This window comes from Kitasatospora sp. NPDC029312 (assembly GCF_055569215.1).
This window is the reverse complement of sequence record NZ_JBVHXY010000025.1, coordinates 35,607-51,007: the sequence shown is the minus strand read 5'-3', so window position 1 is coordinate 51,007 and position 15,401 is coordinate 35,607. Positions and strand designations below refer to the sequence as shown.

Below are 15,401 nucleotides of genomic sequence, written 5' to 3'. Positions count from 1 at the left end.
GAAACATTATGCAGTGTCCTTCTATATTCGACGAGTAGCTAGGGCTGCGGTTCGTCGAGCGCCGATCCGGGTCAATTCCGAGGCAGTCGGGGCACTCGGCACCCGGGGATAAATCGCCCGCTTTATCGCACCTGCGCGCTTTGCGTGCTCATGCTTCTTCCCCGGGGGTGGCAGTGCCGAATTGATGCTCGCCGGTAGCCGCCTAGTCGCCAGAGGGGATGACGCCTGCCCCGCCGGGGCGAGCGTTGGACGGGTCTGCTGTCGCTAGGGTCGCTGGAGGCGGTGCCGGTGCGACTGGCTCTGAGTCACTCGCGGAGACGTGTCTGGATCGCTGTCGACGGCACCAGCGCGCTCTCCTCTTGGCGTGGGCCGGGGGCCGGGGGCCGTGCTGTGCTCTCGGTCATGGCTCGACGGGCCGACAGGGCACAGTCCTGCCTCCGAAGGCTGCAACCACGAGACGACGAAGGCCCGGATCGCGTGGTGCGGTCCGGGCCTTCGACTGAGGCAGAGGATACGAGGTTCGAACTCGTGAGGGGTTGCCCCCACACGCCTTCCGATTCTCCCGGATCCCGTTCATCAACGTCCACGCCTGGTTCGAGCTGCGGCAGAGCGAGCCGCTGGGCAGCGGTTGAACCCAGTTGGACGGGGATGAATGAGACCAGAACTGAGACCAGGGGTTCTGCTCTCCTACGGGTTTCTGCGGCACCCCTCACCGCGCCTTCGAGCGCGTCGCCGCCCGTGCCGCGCCGACTTGGATTTGCAAGCCAGTCGGCTACTTGCGGCCCGGTGTCCACTTCATGCCGAGTCGGTAGGCCCGGGAAATCACGTCCTGGTGGTTCACCCCGCGGGGCCGCAACCGGGAAGGGCTGGAAGGTCAGACCCTCACCACCACGACGTGGTCCGGTAGCAGCCTCTCCAGATCCGCCGTGTACGAGGCGAAGACCGTCACCTGCCCTCGCTGCCGCAGCGCCACCACGGCGAGCACGGCGTCGATCGCGTACTTGTGCCCGTGCAGGCCGGCATCCGCGAGCAGCCGACGCGCCTGTCGCGCCTCGTCCTTGTCCAACTCGGCGACGTTCACCCGTGACAACACCCCGCTCTGGACTTCACCGGAGACGATCAGCCGATTGCGGATCAGGCCTGCCTCACTGTCAGGTCCTGCGGCGTGCGGCTCGCCGTCCGGCCGACCCTGGCGGCCGCTCGGGCGAAGGCGACGGCGTCGAGGGGAGCCGCACAGCCGAGGTCATTGTTGAAGTACGCGTACACGTCGGCCTGATCCGACCAGGCCTCGGCGACCCTCGCCACCCAGGTGGCCAGCGACTGCCGACCGTACCGGGGCGGCGGCTGCGCCAGGCCGGCGTGGAAGCGTAGGTAGCCCCAGCCGGCGGTTCGCCACAGCGGTGTGACCGGGCGTCCCCGGCGGTCCGCCCAGCAGAGGGCGGCGTCACGCCGTTCGAGCACCGCCCGGATCTCCGGCACCCACCATGAATCGTGGCGTGGTTCGACGGCCACCCTCACCCCGGCTGGGAAGCACCCCAGGCAGTTGTCGAGGAGGTCGACGTCCGCCCGCAGTGTGGGTGGGAGCTGGAGCAGAACCGGTCCGAGCCGCGAGCCCAGCCCCTCGGCGGCCGACAGCAGTCGCTGCACCGGTTCTTGGGGGTCGTGCAGGCGCTTGATGTGCGTGAGGTAGCGGCTCGCCTTGACCGCCATCACGAACCCCTCCGGGGTCCGCTCCCGCCAGGCGGCGAAGGTCGCTGTCGTGGGCAGGCGGTAGAAGGCGTTGTTGTTCTCCACCGTGGCGAACTGCTGGGCGTACTGCTCCAGCCAGAGCCGCCGTGGCGTTCCCGGCGCGTACAGGACGTCACGCCAGTCGTCGTACTGCCAGCCCGAGGTGCCGACATAAAGGACCACGCTTCCATGGAAGCACGGAGTGCACGCCTACCGGCGGAGGCCTTGAGACAGGTCGTCGCCGTTGGCGCAGGTGTCGTGGAAGGGCCAACTGCGCGCGAGACCGGCTGGCAACAGCCGGCTCCCCTTCGGACCGGCACGGTGGTCGAAGCGGGGTTCCGGCATGAGGGAACGACGAAGGCCCGGACTGGTAAACAGTCCGGGCCTTCGTGAAGGCGGAGGATACGAGATTCGAACTCGTGAGGGGTTGCCCCCAACACGCTTTCCAACTCTGCATGCCGACATCCGCCGGGGTCCGCCGACGTTCATCACGCTGGTTGCAGCGCCGTTGGGCGGTCGACTGAACGTCCGCGAACGGCGGCGGATGAGACTGTGGATGAGACTACGAGTACGGCCTTCTGCGCTGGTCAGGGCTGATGCTCAGATGCCGCCCCGCCCTCGCAGGTAGGGTCGCCGCATGGGCAGGCTCGTTCTCATGGACCTCGACAACACGTTGATCAACCGGAACGGCGCCGTGACGGGTTGGGTCACCGATTTCAGCGCGGCTCGGGGATTGTCGACGGAGGCCGCCCAGGCGGTGTCCGAGGCACTTCGAGAGCGCGCGACGCCGGAGACGTTCGAAGGCATCCGCAGCACCCTCGGTCTGGGGGAGTCCGCTGTGGAGCTGTGGGACAGCTACGTGGCCGGGCTGGCCGCGCGGGTGGTCTGCGCTCCGGCGACGTTGTCCCGGCTCGATCGGCTGCGTGCTGCTGGCTGGTCGGTGGGCGTGTTGACCAACGGGGCTGCCGACATCCAGCGGGCCAAGCTGACCGCTACAGGCGTCCTCGGCCGAATGGATGGGGTCTGCATCTCGGAGGAGGTTGGGGTCCGTAAGCCAGATCCCGAGGCGTTCCGGGTGGCGGTTGCGAGGTGCGAGGGAGAACTGCCAGGCGATGTCTGGATGGTCGGCGACAACCCGGTGACGGACATCGTTGGGGCCAGCGCGGCTGGCCTGCGGACCATCTGGATCTCGGCTGGGAATGATTGGTCTGCCCCGGGCCTGGCCCCCGACCACATCGCCGAGACCACCGTCGACGCCGCAGACTTCCTGCTCGGACTTCCGGAGATTGCACGATGACCATCAAGCCGACAGTCGGCATTCTCCACCCCGGGAACATGGGTGCCGCAGTGGCCGCGTGCGCCCGAGCGAACGCGGCGCGAGTGCTCTGGTGTCCAGCAGGCCGTAGCGCGGCCACGGCAGCACGGGCTGAGCGGGCCAGGCTGGAACCGGTTGCCGGATTGGATGAGCTGTTGGAACAGGCCCACATCGTCCTCAGCATCTGCCCGCCGGCCGCCGCCGAGGACATGGCCCGCGCCGTTGCGGAACGCCGATACACGGGTGTCTACGTGGAGGCCAACGCGATCAACCCGGAGCGGACACAGCGAATCGCCGCCGTGCTGGGCGGATGCGCTCACGCGGTGGTCGACGGCGCAGTGATCGGCTCACCACCGATCGGAGGCAAGCGGACCCGGCTGTACCTTTCGGGTGCGGCGGACGCCGTCGCGCTGCTGGGGGATCTGTTTGCCGGTAGCCCGGTGGAGACGCCTGTGCTGGGCAGTGACGTCGGCCAGGCGTCGGCCCTGAAACTGGCGTACAGCTCGTACCAGAAGGCATCCCGCGTGCTGGCTGCCGTGGCATTCGGCGCGGCACGAGCCCACGGCGTGAACGAGGCACTGTTGGACGTGGCTGGCAAACGCCAGGGTAGCTACCTGGTGGAGACCGGATATATCGCCAAGACCGCAGCGCGAGCGTGGCGTTGGGGGCCGGAGATGGAGGAGGCCGCCGACATGCTGTCCGCCGCTGGGCTGCCGGACGAGCTGCTGCGGGCTGCTGCCCAGACCCTGGTGCGTTGGGGGGACAGCAAAGACCTCGCCGGGCTGACGCCCGACGAGGCCCTTGACCGTCTGGCCCGCCCGTAAGGGCCGGACTCATCTACTGCGGGTGGTCGACCTCACCGCGCCGCGATAGCAGCGCATGGATGAGCTGGGCGGCCTCTGCCGGTTCGACGGTGGCGGTGTCCACCGAGAGGTCCCACACCTGCGCCGGGTGCGCGTCGACGTCGGCCTGGGTGGCGTCCCACGCAGTCAGCCGGGCCTCCGTGTCGCTATCGCCGCGGCTGACGGAGCGGGCCTCGGTCGTCCTGCGCGAGCACCAGAGCAGCACGGCTGACCAGTCCGCCGGATAGCCCGCGACCAGAGCGTCGATGCCCTCGATCTGGCCCAGATGCACGATCGGGACACCGGCGTTGAATGCGTCGTCCAGCCCGGGGCGATCGATGACGTAGGTGTTGCCGTACCGGCTGTTCTGGTACACGACGTCGCCAGCCTTCTCCAGTTCGGCGAGCTGGTCGGCGGTGCCCATTCGGTAACCGGCAGACTTCCCCGCTCCGACCTTCAACCGCGAGAACAGCCGGTAGTCCCCGCTGATCTCTTGGAGCGCCCTGGTCACGGTGTCCTTCCCGGCAGCTGGCGGTCCATAGAGGATGAGACCTCGGGTGGTCACAGCCCGCCCCCGCTCAACGCGTCGCGGGCCTGGTCGGCAGCAGCGACGGCCGCGCCGAGGCGGTTGTCCACGACGAAGTGGGGGCCAGCCGGCCTGAGCTTCAAGTCGACTGTGGCCAGGTAGTCCTCCCACGCCTCCATCTTCCACATGTCCCGCGCCGCGCCCCGAAACTCGATGTACTCCCTCATCGACTCGGGGTCGCATTCGACCCAGATCGCTGCCACGGCGACCCGCTTCGCCTTGCACCGGTTGTAGAAGCGCTGCATCCAGTCCGCTTGCGAGAACTCCGCAAGGAACGGTGCGTCGAGAATTACGGAAGTCCCACAATTCAGGTTGTCCCACGCGGCCTCCATGAGGCAGCGATATTCGAGCGGTCTTACCTTCTCGCGGTAGAGGTCGGAACTCCGGTCGTTTGCCTCGCCTCCAAGGGCTAGCAGAAGTTGGTCGACCAGCGGCCGGGTTAGCGAATCCTTGTCGAGAATTGGCCATCCAGTGAGGCGGCCAATGAATTTGGCATACTCGGACTTTCCGGAACCGGCGTATCCGCCAACCAGGAGAACGGCCGGCCCGGCGTCGTCGCCGCCTGTCCGGCGCTTCCACTCTTCCACGATGCGGCTGCGGAACGCCTCGGCGTCGACCCCGTCTACGCCCTCACGCAAACTGCCAAGGGCCTCACGGATGGTCTCGGCCAAGTCGGGAACGGACTCTGCTGAACGCTGGCTGGGCATCGAAGCGACCTCTCCGGGGAGAGCCCGGCGAAAGCCCAGTTCCGCCTCATTCAGGCGGTAGAGAATGCAGTAGGCCCGGCGATAGTCAGGGCGCGGGTACGAGGTTCCTCTCTCGTGCGCCCAGACCGTCTGAAAGTTGGCCGCAAGGCTGAACTTGTGCCGCTCGCCGATTTCCCGCAGCTTCTCGCCGGCTTCTTCAAGGGTCAGGCCGTGGGACTCCCTGACCTCTTTGAGAACTGCCGGATTCCAATCTGGGCGCTGCCGAGCCATATTCCCCTCCTAGGAAACTGCTCGTGCCGCGAGTGTAGCGGCTCGTTGAGTCACCTGAAAATCGCGATAGAAGTCGTGATACTACTCGTGTAAAGACGCGAAGCCGAATACCGGTAAGGCTCCGTGATACCGATTCCTTGGCGGCAGGTGTGAACTGAGATCAGTCCGCGCCACCAAGGAGGCAGCAATGGGGAGCCAACCGCCCCGATATGCAGAGAGGGGACCACGGCAAACCCGCGATCCCCTGATCCCCCCGCCTAGCCATCACTTGGCCTCAAGCTCCGCCACTCGGGCAACCAGCGCGCGAAGTTCTTCTCGAACCTCCGCCAGCTCCCGCCGCAGCCCCTCGGCATCCCCGGTCATCACACCGGCCCTGGTCGCAGCGTCCGGGGCCAGGAACGCCGCCTTGCCCTGGTGGCTCACCACCAGCCCGGCCTCTTTCAGGTGCGTCACAGCCGCCCGCGCGACGGTCTGCGTCACCTCGTACTGCGTTCGGATCGCCGTCAGTGACGGGATCCGCCCGCTGGAGGCGAACTCGCCGGCAGCGATTCGCGCGCAAAGGTCGTCCGCCACCTGCCGATAGGCGGACTTCTCTCCGGTCCACTCGACCATCAACTCTCCACATCCCTCTGCGTCTCTGCCTCATAGTGCCGCACGCCCCGGCCGGAACCAATGCTTCCGCATGTCACTCGGCCGATGGACTTGCCAACTCTGCCCTCTCTGCCTCACAGTTGAACTGTGCGACAGAGAGAGCAAAGCTCTCTGGCCTCGCTATTCCTGCATGTCCTGTGCAAATGCGACCCGCAGTTGTCGGGGGAAGGCGGCCCAGCCGCGCGCCCTGCGAGCTGCACGGATCGCAGTTCTTTGAGAACTCAACAGTGTGCTGATCAAGAACGAGTGTCTTTGGTCCCCGATCCGTGCCGCCCGCGGCGGGTCGGGGGTCATGGCTGCTCGTGATGTGACGAGTGGCTGGGCCCGAGGAACGGGCCGCCGCGCATTCCTTGGCCGGGCGCGCGGCGGCCCCGGGTCCACTCACCAACCAATGAAGAGGTGAACCCGTGAGTTCGATTGTTGCAGGTCAACGGGCCGGTTCGGCCCTGGAGTTCGTTGAGCTGGCGCTCGGCGTCGACAGCGACCCGTTCGGGGCGTTGTTCGGCGGCGTGGCCGGTGAGAGCGCGGACGGATACCGAGCCCGTACCGACGTGGCCCGTGAGGTGCTGGCGGAGCTGTGGGAGACGGACCCGGAGTCGGCGGCGGTGGCCACCGAGCTGCTGCGGACCGCCCCCGTCCCGCTGCACCGCAACCGCCCCGCCGGCCGCCGGACCCGTTCGGGGGTGGCGGCATGACCACGACCCTCCACACCACCTGGCACACGGATGCCGAGTCCGGGCTGACCACGCGCCAGCCTAAGCCGCTGCTGGACGGGCCGACGACCGCCTACCGCATCCTCAACCTGTCGGAGCCGCTGCTGCGGCATGGCATCGCGATGCACGAGGCCGGTCACGCGGTCCTGGCCCTCCGCCTCGGCATGCGGCTCACGTCCGTCTCCATCGCCATCGGCCACGGCCACGGGCCGGACAGCCCCGACGCCGCTGGCAGCACCACCTACGAGCCGGACTGCGCCGAGCCGGTGCGCGGGATCATGCTGGCCAGCGCCGCCGGGGAGCGTGCGCAGGACCGCTGGCTGCGCGAGACGGGCCTGTGGACCCAGGACCGCGCTTGGGTGGTCGAGTTCCTCGCCGCCCATGACCGGGCCATCATCGACCGGTATGTGCGCCCCGCTCGCCCCGACGGTCTGACCTACGGCGTCAGCTGCGACCCGACCGCCGACCTCGCGGCCCTGCACGACCACGTCGACATGTGGCTGCACGGCCTCTGGAGCCAGGTGACAGCCCTCGCCGCCGCCCTGAACCAGCGCGGAACGCTCACCGGAGCGCAGGCTGCCGCCATCACCGGACTCGCCCTGGGCGGGGGTGCGTGATGGGGATCCTCCGCAAGACCGTCGCCGTGACGTCGGGCTTGCTCGCGACGCTCACGATCGCTCACCAGTCGCTCACGGCGTGCTCACCGCGCATCGGGCGGTGGTCGCGGTGAAGGCGCCGATGAGCCCGGACCAGATCCGCTCGGCGGAGCGAGCGTTGGCCGTGGGCACGTGGACGATCACGCTGGGCGCGGTCCTCTACAGCGTGCTCACGGTGACCCCGCTCATGTCCGGACACACCCCGGACGGCTGGCAGTGGACGGCCCCGATCCTGCCGCTGGTCGTGGACGCGGCGGTGGTGATCGTGATCCGCATGGACAGCACGCTCGCCCGACTCGGCGGCGACGGGGGCCGCTGGCCAGTCGTGCTGCGCTGGATGACCGGCCTCATGACGGTGCTGCTCAACGTGGGTCTGTCCGCCCTGAACCGCGACGCGGTCGGGGTGTCGGTCCACGCGGTGGCGCCGCTGCTGCTGATCGTCACGGCGGAGACCTCACTCGCCTACCGGCGGGCGATCGCCGCCGCGCTAGCCGCCCGTGAAGCCCGTGAGCGCGATGAACGGGCCGAGCGTGAACGCCGCGCCGAAGAGCGACGTCGGCAGGAACGCGAGGACCGGTTGGCCGAGTACGAGCGGGCCGAGAAGGCCGAGCGTGAGCGCCGTGAGCACGACGCCCGGATGGCCCGCGAGCAGCGTGAGCACGCCGCGAGCATCGCCCGCGAGGAACGGGCCGAGCAGGCCCGCCGAGAGGACGCCGAACGCGCCGAACGCCAGCGCCGGCAGGAGGTCGAACGGGCCGAGCGTGAGCGCCGTGAGCGTGAGGCGAGCGAGCGTGAGCGCCGTGAGCGTGAACGTGAGCGCCGCGCCGAGCAGGAGGTCGAGCGGCTGCGGCAGGAACTCCTCTCCGCGCCCGCGGCGACCGAGCGCCTGCCCGAGGACCGGGCCCGGCTGACCGTCCAGACCGCCGTGACGCTCGGTATCCCGCAGCGTCGGGCGGTCGAGCTGACCGGCTGGTCGGCCGGATGGGTCGCCGCCCGCTACCGGGAGTTCGGCACGGCCGGCACGGAGCGCCCCGCCCTGCACGCCGTCCCGGCCGACACCGAAGAGACCACCACCCCGCACAACGAGGAGCAGGCATCGTGACCACCGACACCGACACCCTCCCCACCGCCGCCGACCAGATCAACGCGGCCGGCGTGCTGCTGTCCCTCCTGAGCGCCCACTCGACGCTCCCCGCCCCGACCGTCCAGCTCCAGTACCTGCGGGTGCCCGACACGCACGCCTTCCGGTGGGGCCTGGAAATCGCCCTGCACAACGGCCTCAACCACTTCGAGCAGTGGCGCCAGGCCCTCGGCATCGACCCGGGCGCCCTCGACCACGACACCGCCGTGTCCGGCACGCTCGCCTGGCTCACCGCCACCATCACCCACAGCGGCGTCCCGGTGAAACTCATCGGCTTCTACTACCGGCCCGACCCGGGCGAGGACGAGTAGCCGTGGCCCGGCCCCGCTTCTGGGACCCGCAGGGCGACCGGTTCGGGGGCATCCCCACCTACCCGTGGAGGATGGCCCCGGCCGGCCTGCTCACCCGCCGACAGCTCCGCGCCCGCGGCCTGCGCCCGAACGGGCAGCAGGTCGCCGCGCAGATCATGTGGCGCTCCCGCCGCTCGAAGTCGGGCCCCCGGGTCGCCTACCTCTACCGCCTCACCCTCGCCGCGCCCGTCCGCCCCATGACCGAGGGCAGGCTCCGGGCGCTGGCCGCCGCGAACACCGCCCGCCGCACCTGCCCGCAGTGCGGGCGCGATGCCGGCTACGTCCTGCCCGCGCACCTGGGCACCTGCCTGCCCTGCGCCGACGCCGTGCCCCTCGCGGCCTGAATACCCCCAACTCGCCTGCACCAAAGCCTCTTTGGAGACCATCGTGACCAGCGTCCGCGCTGCCCGTTTCGCCGCCTCCTACGCCCTGCTCCGCGCCGCCGCCGACGTGGCGGACCACTGGGTCCAGACCGACCACCAGGCCTCGACCAAGGGCCAGCACGACCACACCGACGGGCAGTCCAGCGCGGCCGGGCGCCGCGCCTGCGCTGCCCACGTCGCCGCCTACACCGCCACCCAGGGCGCCGTCCTGCTGGCCGGGACCCGCCTGCTCGGCGTCCGCCTGCGCCCCGGCCCGATCGCCGCCGCGCTCGCCCTCTCCGCGGTCACGCATTACATCGCCGACCGGCGCGAACCGCTGCGGCGCCTGGCCGACGCCACCGGCAAGGGCAAGTTCGTGCGCCTGGCCGACCACGGCATGAACGGCGCCTACGCCCTCGACCAGGCCTGGCACCACACCTTCGAGACCGTCGCCGCCCTCATCGTCTCCGCCTGACCGACACCCCGGGAGCAACCGCCATGTCCGAGCAGATCATCCACAAGGACCCCACCACCAGCCTGCCGGTCGGCACGGTCGCCGCGTTCCTCAACCTCAGCGCCGCCATGGTCGCCCTCTACACCGACGGCACCGACCAGTACGGCGACCCCAAGGCCGCCTGGATCTGCCTGGGCTGCGGCAACCACAGCCACATCGCCCGGCAGCTCGCCACCAGCCGCACCGAGGCCAACAACCACGCCGCCGAGTGCCGCGCCATCCCGTGGCCCCAGCCCAACCTGATCTGACCTTTCATCACCCCGGGGTGGCCGCTCAGCCTGGCAGCGTCCGGCCGCCCCGGGGCCCCCTTTCCGCACCACAAAGCAGTGAGAAAGGAAGCCCCCAGTGAACCACCACACCCCCGGCGACGACGCCGAGAACGAGCTGTTCGCGCGCCTGGCCGCCGAGATGGCCGAGGACGGCGTGGTCGACCTCGACAAAGCGCGCGCCGAACGCCGCCCCGCCACCACCACGGCCGTGGACGACCCCGACGACGAGGACGGCGGAAGCGTCTACGTCGACCAGCCCGTCACCGTGCCGCTGCCGGTGCGGGAGGGCACCCGCCGCCCGATCCTCCCCGCGTGGCTGCTGTCCACGGCCGAACTCAAGACCCAACTCGCCTACGCCGCCGGGCAGGCGGGCCACACGGTCGCCTACCACGCGATCCGCACCCCGCTCTACGCCGGGCGCCTGGCGATGCGCGCCCCGCGCGGCGCCGCCCGGACCCTGACGTTCCTGGGCCGGTGGGCCTCCGACGCCGAGGGCCAGCCCCTGCGGGCGGCGGCGGCCCGGCGCGAGGACGCCGAGCTGTACTTGAAGCTCACCCGCCAGCGCGACAACCGGGTGCGACTCCGGAGCCTGATCTCCCTGCTCGGCTCCGTGTTTGGGCTCACGGCCGTGATCGTGCTGTGGGTGCTCACCAGCACCGCCACCCTGCTCGCCCTCGCCTCGGCCGTGGTGCTGGCGCTCGGCGTCGCCGGGGCACCTGCGGATGAGCCGCTCATCGGCCGCGCCGTGGTCAAGGCCAAGGCACCCAAGCTCACCTCCGACATGGTGGTGCGGGCGCTGGAGTCGCTGGGGATCGGCGGGATCACCTCCGCGAAGTCCAAGGGCTCCGGCATCACCTTCCCGGCGCCGATCATGCGCGACGGCCCGGGCTGGCGCGCCGATGTCGAGCTGCCCCACGGCGTCGAGGTCGCGGACGTGATGGGCAAGCGCGGGCAGCTCGCCTCGGGTCTTCGCCGCCCGCTGGGCACGGTGTGGCCGGAGCAGGCACCGGGTGAGCACCCCGGCCGCATGGTGCTGTGGGTCGGTGACCAGGACATGGCCACCGCCAAGCAGCCCGCCTGGCCGCTCGCGAAGAAGGGCACCGTCGACCTGTTCGACCCGGTCGCGTTTGCCACCGACCAGCGCGGCGCCTGGGTGAACGTCACCCTGATGTTCATCGCAGGCGTCATCGGCGCCGTCCCGCGCATGGGCAAGACGTTCCTGCTCCGCCTGCTGCTGCTGATCGCCGCCCTCGACCCCAGGGCCGAGCTGCACACCTACGACCTCAAGGGCACCGGCGACCTCGACCCGGTCGGCGACAAGGTGAGCTACCGCCACCGCGCCGGCGACGACGAGGAGGACATCGAGTACGCCATCGCCGACCTGCGGGAACTGCGCGCCGAGCTGCGGCGCCGCACCAAGGTGATCCGCTCCCTGCCCCGGGACGTGTGCCCGGAGTCGAAGGTCACCAGCAAGCTCGCCGACAACAAGTCCCTCAAGCTGCACCCGATCGTGGTCGGGGCGGACGAGTGCCAGGTGTGGTTCGAACACCCCAAGTACGGGGCGGAGTTCGAGGAGATCTGCACCGACCTCGTCAAGCGCGGCCCGGCCACCGGCATCGTGCTGCTGCTGGCCACCCAGCGCCCCGACGCCAAGTCCCTGCCGACCGGCATCAGCGCCAACGCCATCCTGCGGCTCTGCCTCAAGGTGATGGGACAGACGGAGAACGACATGGTGCTCGGCACCTCCGCCTACAAGCGCGGCGTCCGCGCCACCACCTTCACCCGCTCCGACCGCGGCATCGCCTACTACATCGGCGGTGAGGGCGCCGACGCCCAGATCGTCCGCAGCGTGTTCGTGGACGCCCCCGCGGCCGAGGCCATCGCCCAGCGCGGCCGCGAGGCCCGCGAGCAGGCCGGGCTGCTGACCGGCCACGCCGCCGGCGGCACCGACGCCGCCCCCGCCGCGGCGCCGGCCTACGACCTGCTCGCCGACGTCCTCGCCGTCATGGGCCCCGACGAGTCGAAGCTCTGGTCGGAGGTGATCGCGACCCGCCTCGCCGAACTCCGCCCCGACGCGTACGGGCCGTGGGGCGAGCTGGCGGGCCGCGCCAAGGCCGACCAGGTCGCCACCGCGCTCAAGCCCTACGGCATCACCACCGGGCAGGTGTGGGGCACCACCGAGGACGGTAAGGGCGCCAACCGGCGCGGCGTCGAGCGCGCCGACGTCCTCAAGGTCGTCACCGGGCGTGACAAGAAGCGCGACGCCGGATAGCCCCGAGCAGCACCGGAACGGTCGCTAGGCCTAGCGAGCACCCTCGCTAGACCTAGCGACCCCGCTAGCGACCCAAACATGCCCTGATCAGGAACCTAGCGCCTAGCAAAGGCCCAGCTAGAACCCTGGAAACCGTCTCGGAGGCACCCATGACCCCCCTGATACTCGCGACGATAGCCGCCGCCCTGCTCGCCGCGCTCTGTTACGCAGCGTTGTGCGCCGCCAGCCCGTTCGGCGACTGCCGCAAGTGCGGCGGCCTCGGCTTCAAGCTCGCCACCGACCGCAAGGGCAAGCCCAAGCGCGGCAAGCACTGCCGCCGCTGCCGGGGCGTCGGCAAGCGCATCCGGGTGGGCCGCCACCTCTACAACGTCGCCCACCGCACCTGGTCCGCCGGCACCAACTAGCCCACCGCCCGCCCACCACCGCCCCAGGAGACACGTCCATGAACGTCACCATCTCGGTCGCCGCCGTGACCGGCGTCGTCACCATCGTCCTCGTGTGGACCAAGCGCGTCGGTGTCGGCACCGCCCTGATCGTGTGGCTGTCCGGCCTCACCGCCGCCTCCACCGGCCTGGCCGGGCCCGTCAACGACATGCTCGGCGCGCTCGTGACCGCCGTCAGCAGCCACTGACCCGGCCGCCCGCGATGACCGCCCCCGCCGCAATCCGGCCGCTCGCCGCCGTCCACCTGCGCGAAGCCCTGGCCGCCGCCGCCGACCACCGGCCCGCCGCCGCCCTCGCCGCGCTCATGCACATCGACCCCCAGTCCTGGGGCGCCATCGAGCAGCGCGCCTCGCTGCTCGGCGCCGACCTGGTCGACCTGCTCGCCCACGCTGCCCGTACCGGAGGTACCCCGTGAGCACCACCACCGACGCCATCACCGCCGCCGTCCTCTTCGGCCCCGGCGCCCTGCTCGGCGCCGCCGCCCTCATCTCGCAGCGCGGCGCCAAGGCCGATTCCGCCGCCGTGATGCAGGTGCTGGCCGAGTCCGCCGCCGAACGCGCCGCCCGCACGACCACCACGGACACGGCCCCGCCGGACGGCGGCGAGGGCGCCCCGGCCCCGGCCGCCGAGCAGCCCGTCCACCTCGCCACCGTCCACCAGTTCCCCGCCACCCGCGCGCGCCGCGCCGCCTGACCGGAAGGCACGCCCGTGTACGACTACGACGACTACGACCCCGACGAGTACGCCAACGAGGACATCGAGGACTGGGCCCCGGGCGAGTGCGACCGCTGCACCGGCGGTGCCCCCATCGAGACCACGCTCGGGTTCGTGTACTGCGCCTGCCAGATCGGTCAGGGCGCCGCCCCCGAGAACTGCGTCTGCGGCCCCGACGAGGACTGACAACAGCAAAAGCCCGGGGCGGCCCGCCTGCAAGCTTCGGCCGCCCCGGGTCCCTGAACCGGCACAACCGAATCAGGAGTCACCAGCATGGACCCCAACCGCCTCGCTCCGCAGCGCCTTCGCACGATCGCCGCCGCCGTGCTCCCGCTGGCCGCGTGGGGCGCGCACGCCACCCTCATGCGCCGCCGCCTGGAGCGCGCTCGCCGCGACCCGCTCACCAGCCTGCTCACCCGCGACGGCTTCACCACCGCCGCCACCCGACTGCTCCACCGGCCCGACACCGCCGTCGTCGTCATCGACCTCGACGGCTTCAAGCAGATCAACGACACCCACGGCCACGCCGCGGGCGACGCCGTTCTCACACACGCCGCCCGCACCCTCACCGAGTGGGCCGGGGACTACGGCGTCGCCGCCCGCCTCGGCGGCGACGAGTTCGCCATCGTCCGCCCCCTCGAACCCGCCTGGATCACGGTGCGGATGGGCCACCTCGCCGACGCGTTCGCCCGCCCCGCCCACTGGCACGGCCACACCCTGCACTACGGCGCCTCCGCCGGTCTCGCCCGCGTCGCCGACCTGCCCGACCGCTCCCTCGAAACCGCCCTCACCGCCGCCGACACCGCCATGTACCAGGCCAAGCGCGCAGGTGGCGGATGGCAGCAGCACACCCCCGACACCGACCTCGCCACCGCCGACCGTCGCTGGCGCCGCACCCGCACCGCCGCCTGACCCAACAGGATCAACCGCCCTGCCCGGAGCGGCCGGCACATCCCGCCAAGGCTTCCGGCCGCTCCGGTCCCCGCCCGATCGAGACGAGGAGACCACCCAGCATGACCCAACCCACCCACGTTCGGGGGGAGCACCTGCCCACCGCTCTCTCCCTGGCGGCCGACGGCGTGCCCGTGCTGCCGCTGCGAGCCGGAAAGGTGCCGTTCGGCAACTGCCGGCGCTGCATTGGCAACGCGTGCGGCGGCCGGCCGAACATGAAGCACCCCGGCCCCTGTGACTGCCCGGCGCCCTGCCACGGCTGGGCCGCCGCCACCACCGACCCCGCCGTCATCAACGCGCCCGCGTGGGCGTCGGCGTGGCGCCAGGCGGCTGCGGTGGCCTACCACCCCGGCGGCGCCGACCTGACCGTCGTGGACTTCGACAATGCCGAGGCCATCGCGTGGGCACACGCCAACCTGCCCGCAACCCGGAGCGTGCGCACCACCCGGGGTGAGCACTGGCTCTACCAGGGCGTCATGCCCTCGGCCAACGCTGTGCGGCCCGGCGTGGACATCAAGTCGTCCATGTCCTACGCCCGCTGGCTCGGCCCCGGCACCGGCCCCCTCACCACCCTGCCGGATGCTGTCCGTGCCCTGATCGTGAAAGCGCCCGCCCCGGTCCGGCCGGCGGCCGCAGCCGTGCCCGCACCGGCCGGGGGCGGGCGGTGCCCCCACCGCACCCCGACCTACCTGAACCGCGGAATCGCCATGGCCGAGCAGCGCATCACCGAAGCCACCTGCGCCGTACACAACACGGTGTTCGCGACGTTCCTCGCGGTGCTCTCGACCCACGGCCGGTGCGGGTGTCTGACCGAGGCGCACGCCGCGCGGCTGTTCGCCGCCGCGCAGGCCAAGGGTGAATCCGCCCGGCACTGCGCCGACGCGTGGGCCAACGCTGTCCACAGGCTGGGGATGTAG

General features: G+C 70.9%; 22 protein-coding genes. 17 read left to right on the top strand and 5 right to left on the bottom strand.

Features of this window, described 5'->3' with window-relative positions; genetic code table 11:
* Window positions 1-874 precede the first annotated feature (874 nt).
* Both ACZ4WV_RS21210 and ACZ4WV_RS21205 read right to left on the bottom strand, forming a co-directional pair.
* The gene (locus tag ACZ4WV_RS21210) at window positions 875-1,081 is read right to left on the bottom strand and encodes a hypothetical protein (protein WP_465748901.1); all 207 of its coding nucleotides are present in this window, start codon (window positions 1,079-1,081) and stop codon (window positions 875-877) included.
* Between the two features lie 53 nt (window positions 1,082-1,134).
* A complete protein-coding gene (locus ACZ4WV_RS21205) occupies window positions 1,135-1,911 on the bottom strand; it encodes a DUF72 domain-containing protein (protein WP_465748899.1) in 777 nt (258 codons plus the stop codon).
* Window positions 1,912-2,383: 472 nt separating this feature from the next.
* On the opposite strand from ACZ4WV_RS21205, the gene ACZ4WV_RS21200 reads away from it, so the two are divergent.
* Window positions 2,384-3,025 (top strand): HAD family hydrolase, encoded by a 642-nt coding sequence (locus ACZ4WV_RS21200; protein ID WP_465748898.1) that lies wholly within the window; start codon window positions 2,384-2,386, stop codon window positions 3,023-3,025.
* Window positions 3,022-3,867 (top strand): DUF1932 domain-containing protein, encoded by an 846-nt coding sequence (locus ACZ4WV_RS21195; protein ID WP_465748896.1) that lies wholly within the window; start codon window positions 3,022-3,024, stop codon window positions 3,865-3,867. The genes ACZ4WV_RS21200 and ACZ4WV_RS21195 overlap by 4 nt, the downstream gene beginning before the upstream one ends.
* A 13-nt stretch (window positions 3,868-3,880) precedes the next feature.
* Here the strand turns inward: ACZ4WV_RS21195 and ACZ4WV_RS21190 are convergent, their stop codons facing one another.
* The 3 genes from ACZ4WV_RS21190 to ACZ4WV_RS21180 form a co-directional block, all read right to left on the bottom strand.
* A complete protein-coding gene (locus ACZ4WV_RS21190) occupies window positions 3,881-4,396 on the bottom strand; it encodes a phosphotransferase-like protein (protein WP_465748894.1) in 516 nt (171 codons plus the stop codon).
* Window positions 4,397-4,446: 50 nt separating this feature from the next.
* A complete protein-coding gene (locus ACZ4WV_RS21185) occupies window positions 4,447-5,448 on the bottom strand; it encodes a P-loop nucleotide/nucleoside kinase family protein (protein ID WP_465748892.1) in 1,002 nt (333 codons plus the stop codon).
* Window positions 5,449-5,712: 264 nt separating this feature from the next.
* A complete protein-coding gene (locus ACZ4WV_RS21180) occupies window positions 5,713-6,060 on the bottom strand; it encodes a GntR family transcriptional regulator (RefSeq protein WP_465748890.1) in 348 nt (115 codons plus the stop codon).
* Between the two features lie 446 nt (window positions 6,061-6,506).
* Between ACZ4WV_RS21180 and ACZ4WV_RS21175 the strand changes: the two genes are divergently transcribed.
* The 15 genes from ACZ4WV_RS21175 to ACZ4WV_RS21105 all read left to right on the top strand — a co-directional run bounded on the left by ACZ4WV_RS21175 (window position 6,507) and on the right by ACZ4WV_RS21105 (window position 15,401).
* Window positions 6,507-6,794, top strand: a complete 288-nt coding sequence (locus ACZ4WV_RS21175) for a hypothetical protein (RefSeq protein WP_465748888.1) — start codon at window positions 6,507-6,509, stop codon at window positions 6,792-6,794.
* Window positions 6,791-7,429, top strand: a complete 639-nt coding sequence (locus ACZ4WV_RS21170; RefSeq protein ID WP_465748886.1) for a hypothetical protein — start codon at window positions 6,791-6,793, stop codon at window positions 7,427-7,429. Before ACZ4WV_RS21175 ends, ACZ4WV_RS21170 begins: the two co-directional genes overlap by 4 nt.
* 121 nt (window positions 7,430-7,550) lie before the next feature.
* A complete protein-coding gene (locus ACZ4WV_RS21165) occupies window positions 7,551-8,570 on the top strand; it encodes a DUF2637 domain-containing protein (RefSeq protein ID WP_465749013.1) in 1,020 nt (339 codons plus the stop codon).
* Entirely contained in the window at window positions 8,567-8,920 is a 354-nt protein-coding gene (locus tag ACZ4WV_RS21160) for a hypothetical protein (protein ID WP_465748884.1), read from the top strand. Before ACZ4WV_RS21165 ends, ACZ4WV_RS21160 begins: the two co-directional genes overlap by 4 nt.
* Window positions 8,921-8,991: 71 nt before the next feature.
* On the top strand, window positions 8,992-9,303 hold the full coding sequence (locus tag ACZ4WV_RS21155; protein ID WP_465749011.1) for an RRQRL motif-containing zinc-binding protein: 312 nt from the start codon (window positions 8,992-8,994) through the stop codon (window positions 9,301-9,303).
* Window positions 9,304-9,346: 43 nt separating this feature from the next.
* On the top strand, window positions 9,347-9,796 hold the full coding sequence (locus tag ACZ4WV_RS21150) for a hypothetical protein (RefSeq protein ID WP_465748882.1): 450 nt from the start codon (window positions 9,347-9,349) through the stop codon (window positions 9,794-9,796).
* A gap of 23 nt (window positions 9,797-9,819) precedes the next feature.
* Window positions 9,820-10,083 carry a hypothetical protein gene (locus tag ACZ4WV_RS21145; RefSeq protein ID WP_465748880.1) on the top strand — a complete coding sequence of 88 codons (264 nt, stop codon included), beginning with the start codon at window positions 9,820-9,822 and terminating at the stop codon, window positions 10,081-10,083.
* A 97-nt stretch (window positions 10,084-10,180) separates the two neighbouring features.
* The gene (locus ACZ4WV_RS21140) at window positions 10,181-12,376 is read left to right on the top strand and encodes a cell division protein FtsK (RefSeq protein WP_465748878.1); all 2,196 of its coding nucleotides are present in this window, start codon (window positions 10,181-10,183) and stop codon (window positions 12,374-12,376) included.
* A 149-nt stretch (window positions 12,377-12,525) separates the two neighbouring features.
* Window positions 12,526-12,780, top strand: a complete 255-nt coding sequence (locus ACZ4WV_RS21135; RefSeq protein ID WP_465748876.1) for a hypothetical protein — start codon at window positions 12,526-12,528, stop codon at window positions 12,778-12,780.
* A 38-nt stretch (window positions 12,781-12,818) separates the two neighbouring features.
* Entirely contained in the window at window positions 12,819-13,007 is a 189-nt protein-coding gene (locus tag ACZ4WV_RS21130) for a hypothetical protein (RefSeq protein WP_465748874.1), read from the top strand.
* Window positions 13,008-13,021: 14 nt separating this feature from the next.
* Window positions 13,022-13,234 (top strand): hypothetical protein, encoded by a 213-nt coding sequence (locus tag ACZ4WV_RS21125; protein ID WP_465748872.1) that lies wholly within the window; start codon window positions 13,022-13,024, stop codon window positions 13,232-13,234.
* On the top strand, window positions 13,231-13,512 hold the full coding sequence (locus ACZ4WV_RS21120; RefSeq protein ID WP_465748870.1) for a hypothetical protein: 282 nt from the start codon (window positions 13,231-13,233) through the stop codon (window positions 13,510-13,512). The genes ACZ4WV_RS21125 and ACZ4WV_RS21120 overlap by 4 nt, the downstream gene beginning before the upstream one ends.
* Window positions 13,513-13,527: 15 nt before the next feature.
* A complete protein-coding gene (locus ACZ4WV_RS21115; protein WP_465748868.1) occupies window positions 13,528-13,719 on the top strand; it encodes a hypothetical protein in 192 nt (63 codons plus the stop codon).
* 87 nt (window positions 13,720-13,806) lie between these two features.
* The gene (locus ACZ4WV_RS21110; RefSeq protein WP_465748867.1) at window positions 13,807-14,445 is read left to right on the top strand and encodes a GGDEF domain-containing protein; all 639 of its coding nucleotides are present in this window, start codon (window positions 13,807-13,809) and stop codon (window positions 14,443-14,445) included.
* 101 nt (window positions 14,446-14,546) lie between these two features.
* Window positions 14,547-15,401 (top strand): bifunctional DNA primase/polymerase, encoded by an 855-nt coding sequence (locus tag ACZ4WV_RS21105; protein ID WP_465748865.1) that lies wholly within the window; start codon window positions 14,547-14,549, stop codon window positions 15,399-15,401.